Annotated in this window: 15 protein-coding genes and 1 pseudogene; 8 read left to right on the forward strand and 8 right to left on the reverse strand. The window is 55.7% G+C overall.

Annotation, left to right across the window (positions count from 1 at the left end; translation table 11 throughout):
* Positions 1–17 precede the first annotated feature (17 nt).
* Both ROS217_RS02015 and ROS217_RS02020 read right to left on the reverse strand, forming a co-directional pair.
* Positions 18–5,015 (reverse strand): MBG domain-containing protein, encoded by a 4,998-nt coding sequence (locus ROS217_RS02015; RefSeq protein WP_157046509.1) that lies wholly within the window; start codon positions 5,013–5,015, stop codon positions 18–20.
* A complete protein-coding gene (locus ROS217_RS02020) occupies positions 4,975–6,573 on the reverse strand; it encodes a ShlB/FhaC/HecB family hemolysin secretion/activation protein (RefSeq protein ID WP_009815979.1) in 1,599 nt (532 codons plus the stop codon). The genes ROS217_RS02015 and ROS217_RS02020 overlap by 41 nt, the downstream gene beginning before the upstream one ends.
* A 563-nt stretch (positions 6,574–7,136) precedes the next feature.
* Between ROS217_RS02020 and ROS217_RS02025 the strand changes: the two genes are divergently transcribed.
* Both ROS217_RS02025 and ROS217_RS02030 read left to right on the forward strand, forming a co-directional pair.
* On the forward strand, positions 7,137–8,123 hold the full coding sequence (locus ROS217_RS02025; RefSeq protein WP_009815980.1) for a response regulator: 987 nt from the start codon (positions 7,137–7,139) through the stop codon (positions 8,121–8,123).
* Positions 8,124–8,144: 21 nt separating this feature from the next.
* Entirely contained in the window at positions 8,145–8,489 is a 345-nt protein-coding gene (locus tag ROS217_RS02030) for an Hpt domain-containing protein (RefSeq protein WP_009815981.1), read from the forward strand.
* Positions 8,490–8,596: 107 nt separating this feature from the next.
* Here ROS217_RS02030 and ROS217_RS23060 read toward each other — a convergent pair whose 3' ends face one another.
* Positions 8,597–9,586, reverse strand: coding sequence for a response regulator (locus ROS217_RS23060; RefSeq protein ID WP_009815982.1), 990 nt, complete (start codon positions 9,584–9,586; stop codon positions 8,597–8,599).
* Between the two features lie 412 nt (positions 9,587–9,998).
* Between ROS217_RS23060 and ROS217_RS23065 the strand changes: the two genes are divergently transcribed.
* A complete protein-coding gene (locus ROS217_RS23065) occupies positions 9,999–10,994 on the forward strand; it encodes a response regulator (RefSeq protein ID WP_009815983.1) in 996 nt (331 codons plus the stop codon).
* Between the two features lie 269 nt (positions 10,995–11,263).
* The gene (locus ROS217_RS02045) at positions 11,264–11,695 is read left to right on the forward strand and encodes a response regulator (protein ID WP_009815984.1); all 432 of its coding nucleotides are present in this window, start codon (positions 11,264–11,266) and stop codon (positions 11,693–11,695) included.
* A gap of 308 nt (positions 11,696–12,003) precedes the next feature.
* Here ROS217_RS02045 and ROS217_RS02050 read toward each other — a convergent pair whose 3' ends face one another.
* From ROS217_RS02050 to ROS217_RS02060, 3 genes are all read right to left on the reverse strand, one after another.
* On the reverse strand, positions 12,004–13,368 hold the full coding sequence (locus ROS217_RS02050) for a sensor histidine kinase (RefSeq protein WP_009815986.1): 1,365 nt from the start codon (positions 13,366–13,368) through the stop codon (positions 12,004–12,006).
* Between the two features lie 203 nt (positions 13,369–13,571).
* Positions 13,572–14,261, reverse strand: a complete 690-nt coding sequence (locus ROS217_RS02055) for an N-acyl amino acid synthase FeeM domain-containing protein (RefSeq protein WP_009815987.1) — start codon at positions 14,259–14,261, stop codon at positions 13,572–13,574.
* A 25-nt stretch (positions 14,262–14,286) separates the two neighbouring features.
* Entirely contained in the window at positions 14,287–15,057 is a 771-nt protein-coding gene (locus tag ROS217_RS02060) for a class I SAM-dependent methyltransferase (protein WP_040650293.1), read from the reverse strand.
* Between the two features lie 503 nt (positions 15,058–15,560).
* Here ROS217_RS02060 and ROS217_RS23965 point away from each other — a divergent pair.
* The 3 genes from ROS217_RS23965 (at position 15,561) to ROS217_RS23970 (ending at position 17,902) form a co-directional block, all read left to right on the forward strand.
* Positions 15,561–15,773 (forward strand): hypothetical protein, encoded by a 213-nt coding sequence (locus ROS217_RS23965; protein WP_157046510.1) that lies wholly within the window; start codon positions 15,561–15,563, stop codon positions 15,771–15,773.
* Between the two features lie 230 nt (positions 15,774–16,003).
* Positions 16,004–17,521: a caspase family protein gene (locus tag ROS217_RS23070; RefSeq protein ID WP_009815989.1), complete on the forward strand. Its 1,518-nt coding sequence runs from the start codon at positions 16,004–16,006 to the stop codon at positions 17,519–17,521.
* A 3-nt stretch (positions 17,522–17,524) separates the two neighbouring features.
* A complete protein-coding gene (locus ROS217_RS23970) occupies positions 17,525–17,902 on the forward strand; it encodes a hypothetical protein (RefSeq protein WP_157046511.1) in 378 nt (125 codons plus the stop codon).
* A 115-nt stretch (positions 17,903–18,017) separates the two neighbouring features.
* On the opposite strand, the pseudogene ROS217_RS23320 reads toward ROS217_RS23970, so the two are convergent.
* Positions 18,018–18,146 (reverse strand): annotated as a pseudogene (locus tag ROS217_RS23320) (IS3 family transposase); the annotation flags it as partial.
* A gap of 74 nt (positions 18,147–18,220) precedes the next feature.
* Positions 18,221–19,891 (reverse strand): PAS domain-containing sensor histidine kinase, encoded by a 1,671-nt coding sequence (locus tag ROS217_RS02075; RefSeq protein ID WP_198134853.1) that lies wholly within the window; start codon positions 19,889–19,891, stop codon positions 18,221–18,223.
* Positions 19,892–20,342: 451 nt separating this feature from the next.
* On the opposite strand from ROS217_RS02075, the gene ROS217_RS24955 reads away from it, so the two are divergent.
* Positions 20,343–24,269, forward strand: coding sequence for a glycosyltransferase (locus ROS217_RS24955; RefSeq protein WP_157046512.1), 3,927 nt, complete (start codon positions 20,343–20,345; stop codon positions 24,267–24,269).
* Positions 24,270–24,296 lie beyond the last annotated feature (27 nt).

Consider the following 24,296-nt stretch of genomic DNA (forward strand, 5'->3'; position numbering starts at 1 on the left):
TTTCAGGGACTCCCTTTTTACAGGCCGACGGCCCGGCTCATCTTGATGCCGACATTGTCCATCGCACTCGCCACCCGCGTGACCGTTGCCCGCTGCACCGTCGCCAGTTCGGGATCCTCAACGCGCACTAGCGCGATCGACTTGCGGATCTCCGTTGCGGCATCTGCAAGTGCATCGCGCGCTTCGCTCACGGCGTCGCGGCGGATCGCCTCGCGCTCGGCATCCGTGGTCGCACCCGCCAGCCGCTGCTGCGCCCGCACCCGCGCCTGATCGACCCGGACCCGTGCATCCTGCACAATCCGCGCGACGTTTTGCATGCCGGGCGGCAGGTCGCTCGAAATCGCATCCAGCTCATTCGCGAATTCATTGAGTGAGTCAGACATGCAGGCCAAGTACCGGCTGACATCGCCACTGCTCTGCCCGCAGGAATCTGCCGCAATCTCCAACGACTCAGAAAGCGCGTCTACCTTCTCGAACGTAGCCTCGGCGGCCCCTAGCAGAGCGGCACCCCCGATGTCCGTCCCACCAGGCCCGTCGTTACCACCAGTTCCAAAGTCGCCGCCGATCGTGTCGCCCGGGTTCGGCAGCGGAAATCCGACAAACACTGGTGGCACGGGCACGTCGTTCACCACCGCGGGCGTCACGGTAAGCGCACCCTCTTCCAGCGTCACGTCGTAATTTTCTAGGCCGTTGCCCTCCACGGCCGAAATCTCGATCGGGAACGGGCTGTCCGCCACGACTGCCGACGTCGCCGCGCCCTCACTGTTCAGCTCCGCAAAATCGACACTGTCGCCCTCAACCGCAAGTCCGATGACGGTGAATTCCGTTCCCTCGAATGTCAGCAATGTCCCAAACACTTTAACCGCATCATTGGCAGTGATTGTTAGGGGTGCGGGCTGTACCGTCAGCGCGCCGCTCTCAAACGTTATATCGTAGTTGTCAATGCCCTCGCCCACCGCGTCACTGATTGCAATGGAATAAGGGGAGCTGCCGTTCACGACCGCCTGCTGCGCTGCACCATCACTGCTCAGTGTCGCCGTCTCTACCATGTCGTCAAAAAAGAGCTGCCCGCCGACGGTGAACTCCGTCCCGTCGAACGCCAGCAATGTGCCATAGGTCTTGACCGCGTCATTGGCGGTGATCGTCAGGGGCGCGGGATTGACCATGAGCGCGCCGTCCTCAAACGTGATGTCGTAATTGGCAATACCCTCGCCCACCGCATCACTGATCGCGATGGCATAGGGGGTGCCGCCGTTCACAGCCGCCTCCCCAGCCGCGCCATCACTGGTAAGCGTCGCAGTCTCTACCGTGTCGTCAAAGAAGAGCTGCCCGCCGACAGTGAACTCCGTCCCGTCGAACGCCAGCAGCGTGCCATAGGTCTTGGCCGCATCATTGGCGGTAATCGTCAGGGGCGCGGGATCGACCGTAAGCGCGCCGTCCTCAAACGTGATGTCATAGTTGTCAAGTCCCGCGCCCACCGCGTCACTGATTGCAATGGAATATGGGGAGCCGCCGTTCACGACCGCCTCCTGCGCTGCACCGTCACTGGTCAGTGTCGCAGTCTCTACCGAGTCGTCAAAGAAGAGCTGCCCGCCGACGGTGAACTCCGTCCCGTCGAACGCCAGCAGCGTGCCATAGGTCTTCGCCGCATCATTGGCGGTAATCGTCAGGGGCGCGGGATCGACCGTGAGTGCGCCGTCCTCAAACGTGATGTCGTAATTGGCAATACCCTCGCCCACCGCATCACTGATCGCGATGCCATAGGGGGTGCCACCGTTCACGGCCGCCTCTCCAGCCGCGCCATCACTGGTCAATGCCGCAGAATCCACAGTGTCGTCAAAGAAGAGCTGCCCGCCGACAGTGAACTCCGTCCCGTCGAATTCCAGCAGCGTGCCATAGGTCTTGGCCACATCATTGGCAGTAATCGTCAGGGGCGCGGGGGTGATCTCGGCGTCGCCCAACCTGTCCACAACACGGTAAATGACCCCCAAATCCGATGTGACACTGGCGGTATCGAGCATGAAGGTCGTGGTGCCTACGTTCTCGTCGGCAAAGGTCAGCGGCGCACTCGCTTGATCGGCGTCCAGTGTATCCGCTGGATCGTCGAACACATAAAGGTCAGGCCCGCCATTGATCGTGCCGGAGGATACTGCAGTCGTCGTGCTGCCATAGGTCAGCGTCAGCGGGTCTGGCGTCACCAGGATCACGGGGCTAGTGGTGTAGTTGACCGGATAAAACCCGGTATCCCCCGGTGCCCAGACATTCGCGAAATCCCATCCCTGCACTTCACCCAGTGAAATAAACGTTTCGGTGTCTTGGAATTGCGCCGTACTCAGGCCGGTTCCGGCCGCAGAAGTGGCAAGGCCTGAGGTCTGGATATCCCAGAAGTTCGTGTCGGCGCTGGAAAATCCGCTTTGATCAGTCGCGGCAAACCCGCCGACCGTAGCAATAGCATCACCGATGACGGTCACCGTTCCAGTCGAATAGCTGCGGAAGATATCGCCGTTGATCTCGCCGACGAAACCGCCTGCATAGACTTCGGACATTGCCGTTTCACTCGTCACTGTGACGTTGCCCCGTGCATAGCTATCGTTGATCGTCCCACCGAAGTTGGAATTTTCCACGCCAGCGAATCCGCCTACATAAAATTCCGCTCCATCGAATTCGTCGGTGACGGTCACATTCCCCAAGGCATGTGACCGGTTGATTGTGCCAAAATTGTTGTGCCCGACAAAACCTCCGGCAAAGACTTGGCCTCCGAACGCCTCGGACCCGTCTGCCGTGACCGCCACATCCGCGATACTGTCCTCAATCAGACCAAAATTTTCCCCAACCAGACCGCCAACCGCTTCGCCGGTGCCTGACGATGTCCCGCTTGCACGCACATTGCGGATCGTGCCCTCGTTGAAGGCTGCGAGCAAACCGCCCGATGAACCGATCATGGTGAAGCCTTCTAGCGTCAGGTTTTCCACGACGGAATCGGTGGACAGGAAGCTGAACAGCCCGTAAGGGGCCAGCCCCTCGCCACTGTCAGGCGCGCTGAAGACGTTCGATATGCTAAAGCCTTGGCCGTCCAGGTCGAACGTGCCATCGGAAAGGAAGAGCGGGCTGAAACCCTCGGTCCAGGTTGCGGTGCTGCTGCCGTCAATGTCATTGGCCAGCGCCACAAAACCATTGCTGATCCCGTTCGGGACAAGACCCTGAAAGCCGTAGATATCCGCCACGAGAAACGGATCGCCCAAGACCCCCGTTCCGCCAACGAACCGTGAAAAGGATGCACCGAAGTTGATGGCGAAATCATCGGCCGAGAAGGCGGGAAGTGTCGCGGTGTTCTGTGTCCAGACACCCGAAACCAGGGTGAAGGACCCGACATTGATCGCGCCTCCCGCCCCGGTGGCGATCTGGTTCACCGCGTCAAGCCGCAACCCACCGGACGCGCCGTTGATCGCGCCGTTCAGTGCGATATTGCCTCCCGTCCCGCTGGTCGTCCCATCGTCATCCGCGATCAAGGTCAGCGTCGTCGCCGCAGTCCAGTCGACATCGGCGTTGACCGTGATATCGCCCGAGCCTGTGCCGGACCCACTCGTATTCAGTATCACATCTCCGAACGCAAGGTTGGCCTCCAGCATGTTTTCGCCGCCGGCACCCGGATCAACCACGATATCCGTGGGGTCCAGCAGTAGCATGCCCCACTTGCCCAAGGGTGCCCTCTGATCCGCTAGCCCAGTATAGTTCAGGGTCAGCTTGCTCGAGACTTCGACAAAACCGCCATCGCCACCCTGCGCGCCACCCCGTGCCGAAAGGGCGCCCGCAAATTGTGTGTACTCGTCGGACCAAAGCACGATCTGGCCACCGTCGCCCCGCTCCAATGCGTCCGCGTTGATCACGGTCTGCGCATCGCCCGAAACAGTCCCTGCACGGGGCAAAGTCCCCTGCCCCGCGAAATCGCCACCAATCCGGATAGAGCCACCGCCCCCCGCGCCACTCGCGTCGATCTGCGCACCATCCAATGCAATCTTAGCGCCCGTGATCGTGATGTCCCCACCGCGCGCCCGTGGACGCAGGGATTGCGTGACAGCAACGTCTGCGGATACCGGCCGCGACCGCGTCGATACCTTGCCCGTGACACGAACCGACCCGCCATCTCCGCCTCCCAGCGTGATCGTCCCGCCGCGCACGGAAACCGAGCTTGCCTCGGCGACCCCCGATAGGTTGATCGCATTGCGCGCCGCATTGCGCGCCGTCGCTGCGCGCATCTCGACGAGACCACCCGTAGCACTGACCGTGCCCGAATTGTCGATCAAAGCCTCTCCGTCGTCCTCGCCCTCCGATGGAAGCGCGACCTGCAAGAACTGATCGCCTGACACATCCAGTACCACACGTTCGCCCGAGGCAAAGCCGATGCGTCCGTATGGCACGGTCACAATACCGCTGTTGCGCACCTTTCCGCCAAGCAGCGCCGCATAGCCGCCGCGCCCGATGCTGACCCGGCCAGCATTCTCGACCGTCGCCGAACTGCCGGTGCCCCGATATTGCAGCCGCCCCGCATTGAAATCACCGTCACTGATACCCAGCGTCGATGCCGCGAAACTGCCTGCGTCTACTGTCCCAGTCGGTCCGATGAAAATGCCGTTTGGATTGACGAGATGCACCTGTCCGTTCGCGGTCAAACGTCCGTGGATCTCCGAAGTGGTGCTCCCCGTGACCCGATTCAGCATTGCCGCATTGCTTGAAGGCTGCCGAATGTCCACATGGGCACCTGCCCCGATAGAGAAACTGTCCCAGTTAACCACCGCCCGATCCGAGCCTTGCGTGATCGTCATTGTCCCAGCACCGGGCGTATTAATGCTCACTGTGCCGCTTGCCACCTGCCCGCCTTGCGGCAAAGCCGCCTGTTGCGCCGTCGCCCCGACCGGAAGGCAAATGCAGGCTGCGACCGACGCCTGCAACAACCGCCGGTAGTCGGCCCGAGAATCAGAACCGGAAATTGCCGGAAATAGTGAATCGGTTGTCATCTGACGACCCATCGTCTGTCTCCCTTCTGCCCAGTTCAACGCGCAAGCTGCTTGACCGGAAGTTTGAATCAGTTTGTGCAAAAAAATCGATACCAATACCGTAGGCGAACGCCTCTGTGCGCTCTTGTTCAGCTGCCGAGGGGTTCTCCAAATATACCGCGCCATAGCTCAGGAACGTATACGGACTCAGCAAAACAGGCACCGTCGCCAGCGTCACCCTTGTTTGCGTCGACAGCTCCGAGCGGACGACAAACCCACTATCTCCTCTTAGCACGCCCGAATCGAACGCTGACAATTCCTGTGCGCCAACGATGCTGATTTGCTCAGACGTCACGAGCGGGTCGACGAAGGATGTCTGGAAGCGCCCCGTCACCGACAGTGCAAGGGGAAAGCTGGCCGCAAGCGCTCGCCGATGCGAGAACGATCCCGCTAGTTTGGTGAAATCGGCATCTGCGCCGGCGCGCGACAATGGCACACCCTCCGCGGCCGCCTCTGCGGCTGTGCGTGCCCCGAACGCGTCGAGGCCTTGGCTCAGGATTAATCCCGCTTCCGTCACGGAATCGTCTTTATGAAAATAAGACACACTCCCGCCAAACCGCAGCACCGAGATCTCGTCGCGGTAAATCGGCACCCGCGCGCCCCCAGCCCCAAGCAGGTCCTGCTTGTCGCTCTGAAGATCCAGCGCCACCTGTCCGGTGACGTTCAACTGCCGCGACCGGACGAACGGATAGCTCAGCCGCACTGATTGCCGATCGAAAGAGGACCGCGTCGGAACCACATCATCGTCCGGCTTGGTGTCGCTCGAGGTCAACTCAACATTCAATGTCAGCCCGGAGAACCCCAGTGGCACAACGGCCCCGACAGCAAGAATTCGGCTGCGCGGATCGTCACTGAAATAATCCTGAGGCGCGCCCGAGGCCCGAAAGTAGAAGGTCTCTCCAAACTTCAGCGGAGAGTTGACTTCCATGCCGAGATTGAACGCCACACGTCCCAACCCGACGTCGGTCGGGTTACCGAAGCCGGCAAAGCCGGTCACCTTGCGATATTCAGGATCAAGCGCGATCACGGCGCTGCCGGGCTCATCACCCGCCCCAAGAGCCGATTTGAGGGCGATGCCCGGCACATCGCCCGCCAGGAGCAATTGCCGCTCCAGTTCCCCGCGGGTCAGGCCCTCCTTGTTGACTATCGGCGCAGTGAGGCCTTCAATCCGCGACCGCGCGTTGGCTGGCACGTTGCTGGTGTCGACCCGCTCGATAAAGCCGTTTACGATCTCTACCCGCAACACCCCACCATCACGCAGGCTTTGCTGTGGCAACACAACACGGGTCAGCACGAAACCCGCGTCGGCATAAGCTTCCTCCAGCGCCGCTGTCGCGTCGAACAGTTCGGACACCGGAACCCTGCCAGAGGTCAATCGCGCCTTGAAGGCGTTGTTCTGTGCGGCAAGTTGCGGCAGAGCATTGCGCAGATCTACACCTGATAAGGTGATGCCGATCTCATCGGAACCCGGTGGTGCCTGCGTACCAGTTCGGCCAGTAAAGACAACGGCACCGTTCAAGCGCTGCAACTCGGGCTGTAAGGTTGGCGGAGTAATCTCGCTCGCTGTTTGCGCGTGTCCGGCACCAACTGCCGAAACAACGCCGATGGCTACAGAGGCAACCCATTGGCCGATACCGCGACGCCAGTGACGGTCCGCGAAATTTACGTGTCTCACGTTCTGCTACCTCACGTCTGCCGCTTTGGCCATTAAGGTACAGGAAGCGCGCATTATTGCACGTAAAACCTAGAACGCTACTGCAATCTGACCAAGAAAAGTCTCGAGTGTGACACAGCGTATTGGCGCCACCACCTGATTAAACCTGCACAGAGCTAACCTAAATTAGCGGACTCTCAGGAGAGCAGGTCAAATCTCAGCGAGGCCGTAGATTTCTCATCGACCTTGCTCGCTGATCATAAGGCAAAAGCTTTCAAAAAACCTAGGGTTGCGCGAAATACATACCATTACCGCCTTAGTTTCGCCCGGTTCTTAGAACATCCTGATAGATGACGCTGCCGCGTATCGTATTGCATCGTCTCGTATCGCATCGCATCTCAAACTGGTCTCTTGTTCAAGGGAATAAGATGAAAATTCTAGCAGTAGATGACGACCCGATCATCTTGGAGCTTCTGACCGAGGTGCTCCGCGCCGCTGGCTTTGGTAACCTGACGGTATGCAATTCTGCGACCGAAGCATTAGCCGAGATCGATCGAGTCAATGTCCCGTTCGATTGCTTCCTCCTTGATATCCAGATGCCAGAGGTCGATGGGATTGAATTAACGACGCAAATTCGCCGGATCGATGAATATCGCAACAGCCCGATACTGATGATCACCGCGATGTCCGACCGCACCTACATAGACAGAGCGTTTAATGCAGGTGCCAGCGATTACATAACCAAGCCGTTCGACGTGTTGGAAATCCACTCCAGATTGCGGCTTATCCAATCTCTTCTCTCAGAGTACCGTAGTCTCGAGGAACGCAATCCCACTCCTCAATTGAATTCGCCAGCGTCAACAGTTACTGCGGCAGACCTTGAGAAACGGCTCTCCCTGCGTGGGATTGACGGTTTCATTGACTTCCTAGCATTGGAAAACTACCTCTTACAGATTTCACGTGTCTCTTTATACGACATGATCGCTTTTGGCATTGTGGTGCCTGATATGGCCCGGGCGTTTCGCGCAAGCAGTGTGTTTGAATTTGAAGCAGCGGTAAGTGACTTTGCTGAAGCTATCTCAGAATGCTTGAAACCGGATCTATTCTTTGCAAGCCATGCTGGAGAGGGTCGTTTTGTTTGCGTGCTCACCAATGCCTCCAACTTCGCTCCAGATGCATTCGAAACGCGACTTAGCCGAACTGTCCGAGAAATGGACCTTCATTTCTGCGATGGTCGGGCGATCTCGCAGACGCCAGTTGTTGGGGAAAGTATTTCGCTCGAGCTCACGGCTTCGCGGGACATATCAGACGCACTTTTTCAAGCACTGCAGTCCGCAGAGGCACGGGCGCTATGTCCAGTTCCACAGGAACGCGCTCCGTCCAGCAAACTCAAGCGTCTGCTCGGCATTGGTTGAATTAAGCTCTAGGAATAAAACATGATCCAACAGGACATCTCGATCCGGCTTGAAAAGGTTAGGACGCATTTTCTTAACGAGTTGGAAAAACAGTATCGCGATGTGGAAATGCTTCGCGATCAATTGGATCAGGTAGCCGATCACTCTCAGACCTGCCGCGAGATCGGGCGAATTTGCCACAAGATCGCTGGAACGGCAGCCACCCTTGGATTTCCAGATCTTGGGCATGTCGCAGCTGAGATTGATGATTTTGTCGCCTCACTTAGCACAAGCTGGTCAGAAGCGACTTCTGAAATGCGCGAACACGCAGACCACTTGTTGGTTTTAATGTTTCTTGTTCTCAACGACGAATCCATGTTTGCATGAACTCATAGCCGCTCACGAACATCGAAGCGATAAATAATGGCCAAATGATTGATTGAGCCCGTTTCTGCAAACGTTGCCTGAAAGTATCTGGTCAAGTATCAGACTTTTTAACCCACGCGCTTGGACGGGTATAAGTTGATCTTGTCGCCTGGGCGCTGATCGAGTCGCGCAAGAGCAGCTTTCATAGCTCTCTTGAAATTTAGCTTTTGCGTCTTGCTCAAGCTAATCGGATGGCCAGAAACTATATCATCAGGCATTAAATCGAGATCCCATTTCCGAGGATAATTGTCTTTCAGCGTCATATATATAGATAACTGCGCTTCGTCGGGCGCGAACCCACCATCGCTACTCATCGCGCATAGCATGGTCCCATTCCCAACATGAGAAAGAAATGTACCTTCAGCACCAAACGTGCTTTTCAGCGCGCATATAAACGCTTCGAGAAATTCCAAGAAATCAGCTGCGTCCATACTTGCAAAGATCCTGTCTATACTCTGGATCCTGACGGCAAAGAGATACGTGTCGCACACTTCAGTTTCAGCGACTTGTTCGAGGTAATTCTTGAATACCGATAAGGGTAAGAGCCCTTCGAGCTTGATTTGCATAGCTCCTGATGCAATGAACGCGTCATTCTTCTTTATTTGCTTGGCGGATAAGACCGGCGGCGTATAACCCAACACGTTTCTCACGGCAGTGTAGCTATCCAAGGCAGCCTGCCGCTCTTGGACAAGACGTTCCGCGACATTGATCCGTGTTAGCACCTCGAATGCATCAAAGGGCTTTTTGATGTAGTCAGTGGCGCCGTTCGCAAAAGCCTGCGAGATCGACGCGTGGTCTCTGCGCCTGGTAATCATTATGATGGGCGCGCTATGGTATGCCGCAAGGCTTCTAATTTCTCTGCATAAGTCTATTCCACTTAGCTCCGGCATCTCGATATCCAAGAGGATGCAGTCGAAAGGAATGTCTTCTTTTTGAAGAGTTTCCAGCGCGTCCAACGCAGAAGGCTTCAAGGTTACGTCGTGGTCTCGCTCGCTTTGAAGACAATCGCGCAGCAAGTTCAGCGACACAAGATCATCGTCTACTGCTATGATTTTCATGTGACGCCTCGCCTCTACATACTCTCATCAAATTCTCTATGCCCTCCACAATGCGCGGTCATATCGATCGGGCACATCACGCACCTTTAGGTAGTATTCTGAAAATTTGTTCGAATTGTGGAGAAACGTTCAAACCAGCGAGCAAACCAGCGAGAAGTCGCCCAACAGGTCGTGCTGACATGAGACAGGCGGTGACCTGCTCAATCGTGCATCGCTCATCATGGTAGTTCACAGTTTTGCCAATTTTACGCCAAACGATCACCGCAAACTCAAAATTTTGGTTTGCATTCAAAGAAGCGTTTTCTCAGCCGCCGAAGGGATCAGAAGGCCATTCGCCAATAAAATGCCACGATCGTGTTTTATTAAACCTTAGTGGAATAAGGGATCTGACTACCTATGGCGAGCTTCGACAATGCGAACTCTTCTTGTTGATGACGACGTAGTCTTTGCAAAGCTGGTAGTGACGAAACTCGCTGAGCTTGGCCTACGCGATGTTACAGTAGCTCACAGCGCTGAGGAGGCGCTGTCTCTGCTTGACCAACGGTCGTCACCTTTTGATTGCTTTCTGTTGGATATCGTTCTGGGTCATTCTGACGGCATTGATCTTTGTAATATTTTGCGCATGCGAGCCGACAGCAAACTGGCGCCAATCATTATGGTAACCTCGCAGCGTGATAGCACCCTCATGTCGCGCGCGTTTAGCGCGGGTGCTACCGACTTTTTACGCAAGCCCCTTGATCACAACGAACTGGTGGGGCGCATCAAGACTGCGATGTTGCTCGTTGAATTCATCAACAGAACGAAAGCCCCAATAGGCGGTTCTGAGATGCCCCCGCGCCGCAACTATCTCTTGCATGACAGTACCCCAATAAAACCCGTCTGGTTTCCCAAGATAAAGGGGATGGTAGAGTTCTCCTGCCTCCAGAAAAGATTGTCTGAACTGCGCTCGCGCGATGAAACGCCGAATCTATACCGCGTTCAAATCAAAGATTTTGGGACGCTTCTTAGTCAGGCCGATTATACGGAGTTGAAGCGACATCTGCACCAAGTAAGCAGCCTTCTCTCTGAGGCGGCGAGTGGAGACCAGATCCTTTTTTCTTACCTCGGTAGAGGACGATTTATTATATGCTTGAGCAACCACAGCTCAGGGCACGCCGGCGAGACCGCAGAGAACATGCAAAATCGAGTCAACCTTGGACTGTCTCAAGCTCAATCGGCTGGATCAAAGGCGCTGAAACTGAGGATTTCGAACATTTCCAGACCGCGTCCAGCGTCCTCGAATACGACAACACACGATGTGCGGGGCGAGCATTCAATCAATCCAGATGCGCTTGCGCTTGATTTGCCGCGCGTCGACGACATTGAAGAGAGAATTTTTGAGAAAGCCCTCGCTAAGAAAGGACGGTAAGATGTGTCCTCACTAACTGAATGGGCCCAGCGCACTGAAATTTCCTACCTGCTCACGTCAGTCAAATATAACTGCTTGCTCAAAGAACAGACAAAGTATCGGTCCATTCAAGAAACATGGAAGAGATGTATGAATTGATGCCTTCGGGTGGCGGCATTCACGAGATCAATTTAGTGTCCTGATGGAGATAAATAATTGAAAATTAAATATTTACCATGCAATCTGTTTTCAGGTTTGGCTGAAGATGGTTATATTCTGAGGACGATGTAATGAGAGAGTTGCGGCGGATACTTCATGTAGATGATGACGAAGACATTCGAACCATAGCCGACATTGCGCTGAAATTAATTGGTCAATTTGACCTTCTGCAATGTGCTTCTGGCAAACAGGCGACTGAAGAAGCGGAAGCGTTTGGCCCAGACCTTTTCCTTTTGGATTACATGATGCCAGACATGGATGGCAAAGAGACGCTTCGTGAGCTACGTAGCCTGCCCGGCTTAAGTGAGGTGCCCGTCGTCTTCATGACGGCGAGGGTTAACGGAGACTTTTCAAACAGCCTTCGCCGCAATGGTGCTTTGGCTGTCATAGCGAAGCCCTTCGATCCGGTAGACCTTGCCAATCACATACATGCGCTCTGGCTGGCTCACACTGGTTCAGAATCGGAGTACGTTAGGCTGGGTGAGGTGCCCCTAGTTTCCTAGACGCCCGTTTCCTTCAGTTTCTTCTGTCTGATCTCGAAGTCGACACGCGACAGCATGCCATTGTTCGTGTGCTTGCGTTTCAGGTTGTAGAACATCTCGATGTATTCGATGACCTAGTGGGATGAACTGCCTTCCCACCAAACCGTCGCTATTGTTGCGGGCATGGGTGGAAAAGAGGAGCAGGTCACGATGGATATCGAAGTTTTGGACATTGATCTGGGCCGTTACGTCAATACGGACGTTGCCTCATCGCAATTGTTCTGGCGGACGATCTATATCGCCAGGTCGCGGCCTGCGCTTGCGCTGGCTCAGTCTGTCATACGGTCGAATTCTATAGAAAACGTTGAACCGACGCCCAGTTCGCTGACGTAATCGATGGTGCCGTTGTGGCGCTCAACGATCTGCTTGCTGATGTTCAGGCCAAGGCCGGTGCCACCGACTTTACGCACATCGGAAGAATCCACCTGGCTGAACTTGCCAAAAACGCGGTCCTTTGCATCTTTCGGAATGCCCACACCCTCGTCATGGACCGAAATGCGGATGCGGGTGCCAAGGGCTTCTACGCGCACCCTTACCGTACCGCGCTCATGCGAAAACTTCAGGGCGTTTGACAACAGGTTGTTCATCACTTGGATAAGGCGGCTGCGGTCGCCCAAAAACCGGCAATCTTCCTCGCAGTGGATGGTCGTGACTTGGATGCCGAGCTTTCCGGCATAACCTGTGGTGGATTCCACGGCCTCGTCCACCAACTCGTTGGCATTGAGGGGTTTAAAATGGAACACGATCTCGCCAGCTTCGATCTTTTGCAGATCGAGCAGGTCATCGATCAAGTTAGCAAGCCGATGCCCGTTCTTGGCCGCGATGCCGATGACGTGCTTGAGCTTCTCGGGCACTTCGCCAAGTACGCCGCTGTTTACGAGGTCAAGTGATCCCATGATTGAGGTCAGCGGTGTGCGCAACTCATGGCTGACCGTGGCGAGGAACTGCGACTTGACCTCCAAGGCAGCCTTGGCGCGCTCGTTTTCTTGCTTGATCAGTTGAATCTGTTCAAGCCGCTCCTGGTAGCTGAGATAGAACTTCGCTGAAATGTCACAAATGAAGTAGAGCACGAAGATGATTGTGAAGAACTCCAACCAGATTGGGGAGTTAAGCGGTGGGAAATAGCGAAACACGTCGAGAAACGCGATGAACAGAAACGCTAAACCATAGATCGACAGACGCAAGAGCAAGATGCCGATCATTTGACTATTGTACATTGCTGCGAAAATCGACGCACAAAGGAGCAAGAAGCTCGGCGTCAAATGCCCGCTCGATGTTTGCTGAACTGCAGTACCGACGATAAAAGCGCTGATCGTGATCGCACTCAGGCCTGTGTTAATAGTGATACGCTTGAGGATTTTCCCGCCTACGACCGGATCTTCACCATCCCAGCCGAGGTGCTTGCGCGCAAGTGCCATATCAAGCAATTCGATAAGAGCTACGGCGCTGTAGAACGCAAGGATTACAATGGGATCAATGTAGAAAAGAGCCAATATGGCCGCAACACAATAACTCAATTGCCGCTTCCAGACGAGCTGGTCGGCAAGGCGCAGGTAGTCCTTGATACTTTGTTCTTGACCGTCCGAGTTGAACCAATCGCCCCGGGTCGCCCAAACTGTGTTAAAGTCCTTCATGCCTACCTCTGACGCAGGTCCGAGGTTAACGCTTATAGCGAAATTGTGTTGAAAATAGACCACTCACAAGGCGGGATGTTGCTTTTCAATTGCGAAAATTTCAAAGCTCTATGACACTTTGATATTGGTTGGGGCCATGGTTCAGTCCGCATTGCAAACCGACTGAGCATTGTCCCCCGTCGAAGGCGCCCGACCACGCGCAGTCAGGCCGCCTCGGAACGGCCATTTTTCGAAGCGACATAGACCCCCGAAAGATCCGGGAATTTAATGTTGGATTGCGGGATCGCGTCAATCGGACCGAAAACCGGAGTGCGCGCCAGAACCGCGTCGCGCTGTTCCCGAACCTTGGCGGTCAGAAGGTGGATAGGCTTTGCCAACCCAGGGTAGCTGCGTGGTTCCATCGCCGGTTTATACCCAAAGTAGCGGCGGTAGAACGCGGCATGCTCGGCACGCACCGGCGCAAGGCCAAGATCGATATCGTAAAACATTATAGCCAGACACGGGATGCGCAGTGCTAAAAAATGCAGCGGAACGCGCTGTTTGCGGGCCGCAGGATCGATCACAAAGCGGGTCGAATCGAGCGCCGTCTGTCCGCGTTTGATGTCTTCCAGAATCTCGGGAAACACCTCCAGCGTCGGTGATGTAAGCGAGAGACTGGAGATCAGGTGCAGACGCACCGACGCCAACATCTTACCATCCATTTCAATACCAACGTGGACGCAGTTAGCCGTCTCGTCGAACGCGTCGGTCATGATACCGCGCTCGTTCTCGACGACCGACCGTTCGGCGCGATAGCATTTGTATCGCAGGCGATATACCTCCTCGAGGTCCTCGCTGTCGGTCAGAACCCTGTAGCGCGAGTGCTTCAACGCATCGATGACTTGCTCGTTCATGATCGCTCCTTCCAAGCCTCCGCGACTACGGCTTTGCGCGACATACGAGGAGGTCGCTGTAGCCACGATAAACGGTGTCTTGCCTGAGGATTTCGAAGTCCGCTGCGGTGGCAGCCGATGCGATCTCTGCCTCGGTGTGCGTCCAGTAAACGCCGGTCTTTTGTGCCTTGAAGATAGCCGTGTTCTGCTTGGCGATTTCTCGTCCCTGCCAAAAGACCCGGAGTGTGCGTGCCAACCCATGTTCTTTTCTCAAGTGGGAGAAAAGGTAGCTGCGCCAGTCGGCCACGTTCATGTGACGACCAAGATCGATCAGGTAGAGCAAGCCGCCCGGCCGAAGCAACCGACGCATGTCGGCGAGACGCTGCTCTGGCGCGGGCATCGCGTAAAGCGCGTGTACGCAGATGACAAGATCGGCCGTGCTAGGGGCATCAATGTCTTCGAGCGCAAGGGTCTCATAATTGGTATTGCCGTGCGCTGCCAATTTGGCTCTCGCCAGCCCGATCATGCCTGCGTCGGGTTCGACGAAGTGGATCTCACTGCCGGGGCAGGCGCGAGCCGCGATCTCGGTGTAGTTCCCGGTGCCGCCACCAATGTCATAGATCACTTTCGGTGTCTCTATTGTCGCAAGGAAAGCCTCGAAATCGCGCAACAGCGCTTGATACTCAGGGTTGTGCTCGGACAGTAGATCGTAGGCTGTTGCGTAAGTGCTCCAATCAACACGGACCGAGCGATCACTAGATTCAGATCTACTGAGCATTATGGGGCGGTGCCCCTCAGCACTGGCGTGTGATGGCATAGGAGAACGACTCCAAGGTTAAATTGGTATTGGCTTTCTGCACGACGTCTTTAGTTAACAATACGTTACGCTGCGAAGCTCACATTGCAAGGCCTTTTATCCACAGTAGAGCGCTCTTGGGTGTAATGTTTCCAGTTCCGCAACTAGCAGACGAGCTGAATTCACCATTGGTGCAGGCGTACATGGCTCTCTTTGGGCAACACATCTGTTACAACTAATCTAGGCATCACTACAAAATATGCCTTGAGATCAAAGAACAACCTCCAATTGTGGTGCAGCTCGGCAGATCTCAGAGCCTTTCGGGACCGATGCGGGGTGCCCGGTTCAGACGCGTGACACCGTTAGGCGCGCTCCGCAAAGACCGCGTCTCTCCGCAATAAAATGTGACCAAAAAAAGGCAGAGACGTCAGATTCGGGTGCCAAGTTTACCTGATCCGACAAAATACGACCCCAATTATGAGCGATAAAAGAGCGAATCAGACTCACGCAATGGACCCTGAGGTATGATGAAAGTATTAATGGTTGAGGACGATCAGGTAATTCTGGATCTAGTCGCGCATTTTGTTGGTATCGCTATTCACCACAACGTCAACGCAGCCCCTTCGGCAACAGCGGCACGTAAGCCCTCGATTAGTGGCAAGATTTTAAAGCGGCGTGCTCATTCTGGCGAGCCAAGTCATTATATATGCGGAAAATACGAACGCGCGGATGGATAAGGGCGTTTTCTCGCGTAGCGGGCCCAATATTGTTCTTCGCTCCACCGCCTTCTGGCACTTTGTCACCCCGACAAAATTACGCTGACCTAGAGCCTTTTCATGATCGCCCTAGGCGTCTTCATGCTGCTGCCAACTGGTTGTTCTGACGTTAGCACATGGTTCTGGACAGGGGTGACGCCTGATCGTTTCGCTGATACCGTCGCGGCGTTACACAAAAGGGCGAATCCTCCATGCGGCTACTTTGTTTGACTCTCGCGCTCGTCCTTCTAAACGCCGCGCAGGCGGTGGCGGATGGACGGGTCGCGCTCCTGATCGGAAACGCCAGCTATACCAACCACGATTTCGCCCTCGCCAACCCCGGCAACGATGTGCGCGCCCTTGACGACGCCCTCCGCCGCCTCAACTTCGAGGTCCGCTCCGTTATCGACCTATCGCGCGAGGAGATGATGGCCTCGCTCGACTGGCTCAGCGAGACGGCCCGTGACGCCGACATCGCCATGGTCTTCTTCGCCGGACACTCTATTCAAGTCGGGTCCGAAAACTATGCCATCGGCGTCGACTTGGCCGAGCTCTCCGCCCCAGCCGTTGCGCGGTCCAGCATTACAATGACCGAGATCCGCGCCGCGCTCGAAGAGGCTGATGCTGACCTCTCGATGATCGTGCTCGATGCCTGCCGCAACAACCCGCTCGGCGATGCCGAGATCGGCGAGGTGGGGCTCTCCGCCGTCACGGGCGGGGTCGGCACCTTGGTTGCCTACTCCACCGATCCTGGCAATGTAGCTGCCGACGGCATTGGCGACAACAGCACCTTCACGGCGGCTTTGCTCGACCATATCGAAACGCCGGGCCTTGACGTGCGCATCATGTTTGGCCGTGTCCGGCAGGAGGTCGTGCGCGACACCGGCGGCCAGCAAATCCCGTGGGTCGAAGAGGCGGTGATCGGCGAGCACTATCTTGCCCGTGGCGCCCCGCCACTCGACACCGAGCTGCGCATCTGGCGCGAGGTCGTCGAGGCTGGTACTGTCGATGATTACCAGGGCTACCTGAAAGAGTTCCCCGATGGTCTCTACAAGATCATGGCGGAACTGCGCATCGACGACCTGCGCGGTGTCCCGCTCGAGGCCGGAGACCTTGCCGACGAAGACCTCCCGCAGGCGACCGCCGCACTTGAGATGCTGGGCTATTTCGTGCCGAATGCGCCCGCCACCTCCGACGAGGAGGTCCGCCGCGCCTTCGCCCGCTGGCGCGGGACCCAGCCGGCTGGCGGGCGCACGTTCGACGCGCTGATGCGGGAGGGCGCGCGGACCGCCACTTTCCTCGGCACCTACACCGTCAGCGTTGTGAAAAGCGACCTTGCCCGCCATACCTTGATCCAGGAACAGCTGCGCATCGCCGAGGAAAACCTGGCAGTGGCCGAAGCCGACTTCGGCGACACCCCCGAGGCCCGCGACGTGCTTGCTGACATGCGCCGCCAGGTCGATGAGATCGGCGAGATAGGGCAGCGGACCGCCGCCAGCCTCGATTCGAGCCGCACCTACTACAACGACCTCGTCGAACAGACCGATCGCCACCTCGTCGCCTACATGTCTGACGAGGCCCAGCCGCGCTTTGCCGCCAGCCGCGCCCTGTCCGGTACGTCCAGCCGCGCGCTGGCCGACGCCCGGACATTTTACAGACATCTTGAACTTATGCGGGATGCACCGGACGGGTCCTATGCGTGGTTGGCCGCAATGATGGAGGAGAACTGACCGATGCGACTGCCGATAACCATCCTCGTCACCGTCACGGCGCTTGCCGCATGCGACGTGCCCCAACAGCCAGCGGGTGACGCAATGCCCTGCCCCGCGCCTAAATCCGCTAGTGCCTACGGCGCACCCGGGCCAGCGCCGGCCATGCATGCCCAAATGATCTGCATGAAAGACGCCTGGGCCGAGTCCAAGCGAGAGCTGGCGGAGGCAAAGTCCGTGGCCGTGGCCGAGAACCGCGAGATGCCTCCGAAGGTCGATGCTGAGGTCGATGAGGTTCTGAGCCGCAAAGTTGGTGGCGAAACTGACGACGCTCGGCTTGAGCAGCTGCGCGACGCGGTTTCCGATGCCCGCCGTCTCGCCGCGATCGTTTCCGCCGGCTGAGAAGGCGCAAATCAGCCCCTCCGCAAGCTGCAAAGGCTGGCTCACGCTGGCGTCAATTGTATTGAGTGCAGTGAGTGCCATGTGCTGTTGCAGGAGGTGTCGCACTGCTTAGGCTGGCTTCGTTCAGTGCCTCGACACAGACGTTGACCTCCAGCGTGTTCGAGATGCGCCAGGCCAAAACCTTTCTGGTATGCCAGTCCATGATGGCGACGAGATACAGGAACCCGCGGCGCATGGGCAGGTATGCGCGTCATTGCACCTATGGCGAGTAAACGTCTGATATCGCGTTGTCCCAGTGTCCGAACTTCTGGGGGTCGCTCAGACATCCGCGGCGCGGGACAGGTCCATCGGCAGCCTGATAAAGAACGTCGATCCATTGCCGACCTCGCTATCGAAGCCAATCTCGCCATCATGGGCTTGGACAATCTTCTGGGAAATCGTCATGCCCAGACCGGTTCCCTTGCGAGTCACGCCATCGAGACTCGGTAGCTTTGAAAAGCTCTCGAAGACGCTCGCACGCATTTCTTCGGGAATGCCGGGGCCATCATCGGCCACCGAAATCTGCCAGAACCTGCCATCTTCACGCAACCCGACCCTTACGGTGCCGTGGGTCGGGGAATACTTGGCCGCGTTGGATAGAAGATTTGCAAGTACTTGCATCATGCGCTCTGGCGCAACAAAGATCGGTGCGGTTTCCAGATCTGTCTCAAAAGCGAAACTCACATGCAGGTCGCTACCATAGCCCTTATTAATCTCAACAGCCTCGCCGACGAGAGAGACAAGGTCGACATGCACCTTTTCAATCGGCATCTTGCCTGCACGGAACTTTTCAAGATCAAGGATGTCATCGACCACCAGCAATAGCCGGTCAGTATTGCGCACGGCGATATCCAGAACCGATTGTGCCTTGGGGTCAAAGGTTCCTAGGGCACCGGAATCTAAAAGCCTCAGTGATCCATGTATTGAGGTTAAAGGGGTGCGCAGCTCATGGCTGACGATGGATACCGACTCCATCTTAGCACGCTCGATCTGCTTGCGTTCAGTCGAGTCGCGCAGGACCGACACGAACAGCATATTGCCGTCTTCGCCGCGGACAATCCGGGTGCTGATCTCGCCGCTGGTCTCGCCGCGTCGCACGTCAATGCTTACCACCTCTTTCTCGCCCGAGAACAGAGGTGCAACATGAGCTCGGAAATACTTTTCATTCATGTTGGGATCAGCGTCGAGAACGGTCTTGTCGACCAGATCTTTTGCTTTCCAACCGCTGGCCCTGAGGGCCGCGTGGTTGGCATAGACCATGTCCAGACTCTCGACACAAAAAATATAGACCTCGTCCTGCAGGTGATCGAACAATGCCTTCAGAAACCGCGCCTGTTCGGCGCGATGGAAATCGGTATTATCGGTGCGGATTTCGACCGTGCGGACGAGGTGCCCATGGTCATCCATCACGGGCACGAGGGTGCACCGTGTGTAGATTCTGGAACCATCGGCAGCTATCTCTTCGTTCTCGCCTGACCAGATGTCGCCCGTTACCAAGGACTTGCGCGCCGCTCTGTATACGGCGTCCGACGCACCGTCGGGATAGATGATAGAGATCGGTTTTCCGACAAGTTCGGAATTCAAGTAACCGTAGCGTCCAGAAAAGTTCTCGTTCACCGATGTAATCACGCCTCCAGAATCTGTCAGGCTGACCAAAGCGTGCCGGTTCAGGGCGGTATATATCAGTTCGATTTCCTGTCCCTGCTTCTGGACGCGCTCGGCATGCAGCTTCAGCAACTGATTTCGACGGTAGACGGCTAGGCCAAGGGTGCCCACCAGCAACAAAGACAAGCTGGCAATCGCGAAATGCGGACCTGAGAAAACCCAGTAAAACCCGTCGTTAAGGAAGAATAGGAGACCCACCGCGACCAAACCGATGGCAATTGACGCGACAGGGAGACCGTAAAGCTGTCTTAATTTTACTTTTTTTCTGTCAAATAAGTTTTCCAAGGATAATCTCCCAACCGTCAAAAAAGCACCGGGCTTCGTACCGCTTACATCACGTTGTCCTATCTTACACATCTGGCGAGATTGGGGCAGTAATCGGACGATAGTTGTTTTTCTGTGTGGTCCCGGGTAGCTGCCGGATCTGGCTAGGACGCGTCACGGCAGGACGTATTCGAATACATCGAGATGTTCTACGTCCCGAACCGCGAGCCCACGAACAACGGGATGCTATTGCCCGTTGCCTTCGAGAACAGACCGGAGAAACTGAACGAGGCGGGTGCCTAGGGCAACCAGCGGCACATCAAGATTCATTGCCGCTGCGGCTTCAAACAATCACCCCGTGTCGTTTTCCGCCAAATTTTGAAACGAGACTGGACGAGTGTTGTCGAAATCGGTTACGCGAACGTAGCAAATCGTGAGTGCAAATAATCTGATCGTATTGCAGAGGCTACGAATGAAAATTCTGTCAGTTGTCCTACCAGTAACGTCACAGAACGGAAATTGCACCGCGCATGGCGAAGATCTAGACAGAACTTTCAAGGCGCTAGAAGTCCTTTTGGGCGGACACGGACGCGTTGTGGACTATGTTCTTTTGGTGCCCGCCTGCCGTGAGGCAGAGGTTTCTGATCGCCTGTCACACTATCAGAGTGCTGCATCGGTTCAGCTGCAAGCGTACTCGGATAGCTTGTCCGTTAGTCTCAAGACTACATTTGCGACAAAGGATCCAGATCACCTATGGGCCGTAGTCCCCACAGGTTCGAATATCCCGACCTTCTTTGAAGATCGTGTGTTGCAACTCTTTGAGACTACAGAATCTGATGTGCTGTTTCTCACAGAAGAGCATCGTACGGAATCTCCGTACAAGATTTGTGAAATGAAAGATTTACTACAAGGTTTTGCGGCTGCGCCATCGGTGATTGTGGCAAATAGTGCCACGCTATGTTCGCTGCCACTGGCCTATGCGGATGAGCCACACAAACTCGAACGCCGCCTTTTGTCTGCAGCCCTCGACAAGGGCTTAAAATGTCGTTCGGCGGCTTTGGCCCCAGACACAAAGCCAGCGAGTGCGATTCATACCAGCGCAGATCTCGCGTGTCTTCGACTAAGCTTTCCCGAGTTGTGCTTGGCCGCCGAAGATGCTGAAACGCTCGCGACGCTTCAAACGGATACGATTGGGACAGAAGCGATCAAACGTCTTGTTAAGCGCGCCAAATCCGCGCGCCTGAACGTGGCAATCGCACAATCGCTCGCGACGCATCGAGATAATGAAACTGTTCAGCGTTCGGTTTTTGGCGAAGTCGACTGGCAGGCGGCACCAAAACGGATCGTTAGAGTGCCGGATCAACGAATGCCGACACCGCTCTTCACGGTTTTGATCGCGACATTCAATGCCAGCGCTGATCTTGTAGCTACATTGCAGTCCATTCTGGTTCAGAATCGCACTGATATAGAGTGTATCATTGTCGATGGGGGCTCGCGCGATCACACTCTGGACATTGCAGCGGCATGGCCCCATGTGGTGACGCATTGCTTCAGTCACCCGGACAAAGGTCTTTACGATGCCCTGAACAAGGGCCTAGCCGTTGCAAGAGGAACCTTGATCGGGATTGTTGGGGCAGGAGATTGTTACCTGCCAGGCGCTTTGGACCGGGTTGCCTTTGCCCATTACAGCGAACCGGCAGATGTGTTTGGCGGCCAGACAATAGAGCGTGCTCCGGATGGACAGACCCGCAAGCGCAAGGATGAGCCATGGGGGCTGAACGCCTTTGTGAGCGGGGGGCCGGTCGGTCACAATGGCATGTTTGCAACCAGCAAGGCCTATGAACAGATTGGGTCATTTGGTTATGTCTATCCAATGGCCGAGGATACCCGTTGGATGCATCGTGCCATTCACGCGGGGTGTAGCTTTACCTATATTCCGGAACCCGTTGTCTTGTTTCCTTTGACGGGCATGTCGAACAACAATCCAGACCTCGTTTGGCAAGAGGCGCATGGGCTTATCAAGCAAAACTTTCCGGGGATAGATCTGAATCGCGAAGATGCACTCAAGCTGTTGTTTGGTGCCCGCGGATGGTGTCCGCCAGAAGAGATAAAACCGGTTCTCGAACGAAACGAACATATCCCGCTGAACATCAGTGCCGCGCTCGCGCTAAAGGCCGAGCAGGTGCCGCTTGATAAAATGCTGGATATTCTCTCCGGAGTCTTGTGGCACGAGGCCGCCGACCTGTACCGCAAGAACGGCTTGCGGTTTGCCGAGACGCGCCCCGATAGGACGCCACTGCTGTCCATCGTCCTGCCCAGCTACAACGTCGGGAAATACTTGGGCAAAGCACTCTTGAGTATCCTTCTGCAGGACATGGAAGATCTGGAGGTTATTGTCGTCAACGACGGGGCAACGGACCACACCCCCTGTGTTGCCGCAGCATTCGCTGCGATCGACAAACGGGTGAGGATCATCTCCCAGAAAAATCAGGGGCTTTCGCAAGCGCGCCTGAGCGGCATCCCGCATTGCCGAGGCGATTATGTATGGTTCATCGATTCAGACGATTTCTTGCGTGAGGATTGTCTGGGACGGATCGAGGAAATCCTGAGGCGAGAACGCCCTGATACCTATATGGTCCACTTTGCATATATTGATGAGCACGACGTTATTGATAACGGCCCGATTGCGCCGAGGGATTGGACCGGACTTGTGCTTGACCCTGTCAACACGCCTCAAGCGTATTGCACACTTGCGGGTTGGAACGCTCAAACATGGCGGTTTATCCTGCGTCGTGACATGTTCCACGAGCATGATCTGTCTTTTCCGGTCGGATATTACTACGAAGACCACCATTTCGCGATGAAGCTTCTGTCGCGAACCCGCAGTTTGTTTGTCGACCCTGCCGTGAGTTATGTGTACCTGCGCCGAGGCAATTCCATCTCCGCTGAAAAGAGCCGCCGGGTTTTTGACTTTCTTCACATTCGACGCATGTGCCTGAATTTCCTCAAAGAAGAGGGACTTATGGAACGTATGGCGCCGCTTGCGCAGTCATATCTGTTGCCAGTGGGCTTTATCCGACATCACGTCGCCGCAGAATATGTCTCAGAGTTTCTTCACGCCCTGCTCAGCGACACAAATGCACAAGAAGTTCGGCAGTTTCTACATCATGCGAGCTCAGATGATTTCGCCCTTTTACAGGAATACGCTCCAGAGTGGGTTTCCGATCTCGCTCGGACTCCGGATACATCAATGTATGCCGAACTTGCCATAGCCGCTGTGGCATCCAACTTGCCTGCGATGCAGCCGAAAAGTGCCATACATCCGATATCGAGAACATTGCCGCAGCACGCGATTGTCGGTGTCTTTAGTGTTGAATTGGCGAATGGCCCGCAAACGCCTCAGGGATTGTCCCATTGGTGCTGGACGCGCGAGGAGAGTTTCTTTCTTCGTGTGTGCACGCGATACATTTCAAAGCCGATTATCCAACTTCGCTTTCGCAATATGGTCGAAGAACAGTTGATCCTGATCGAAGGTCCGGGATTGATACACAGTTGCCCAACGGTCTCAACCAACCTAGACGATGTCCAGCAGGTGGCGGTCCCGCTGTCACCTGACCCAGATTATCAGGTCATCCGTCTGCGGATTCAAGGCGCAACCCAAGTTGATGCACGCAAAGTGGGTATCATGCTAGAGGCCGTAGATCTGACAGATGGCGAACTCGGACGCTATCTCTCTCCGGACGTGACGCAAACCGTGCCGAAAGTGCGGGCACCGAGTTCGTCAAATGTGTCCCAATTGAATGCCGATGTGCGTGTTCGTCCCGAAAACCGTCCCTACGTTCTAGTAGGTGAAAATTGCAACATCGCAGGCACATTTGTCTTTGAACGTGGTGTTGGCCAGATCACAATCGGCGACGGGACGTCGATTGGCGGGGGATGCATGCTGATATGCGCCCAACCAGAGGGGATTCATATTGGGCGAAACGTGATGTTGTCTTGGGACGTCGTCGTTTCCGATAATGACTCTCACGCGACATCGCGACAGTTGCGGGAAACCGATGCGCGTGACTGGCTGACCGGAGAACAGCGCCGGAACTTGGGCGTTTACAAGAACTGGTATGGCGTCCACACAGGCAAAGTCACGATCGGAGATGGAGTTTGGATCGGCTTTGGCAGCACGATCTTGAAAGGTGTAACCATCGGCGAGGGCGCTATCGTCGCAGCCCAGTCTGTGGTCACAAAGGATGTTCCAGCTTTCAGTATCGTAGGAGGTAATCCTGCTCAAATTCTGAAACGCGATGAGGCCGCCGAAGCGAGGGCCATTGAGAAGAAGAGGAAAAGTTTTCCGGACTTCGTTTTGCCCGAAGTAACATTCACCAAGCCCGAGTCTCAGGGATAAATCGGATGGGGGATGCGTGCACATATC

The organism is Roseovarius sp. 217 (genome assembly GCF_000152845.1).
Taxonomy (GTDB): Bacteria; Pseudomonadota; Alphaproteobacteria; order Rhodobacterales; family Rhodobacteraceae; genus Roseovarius.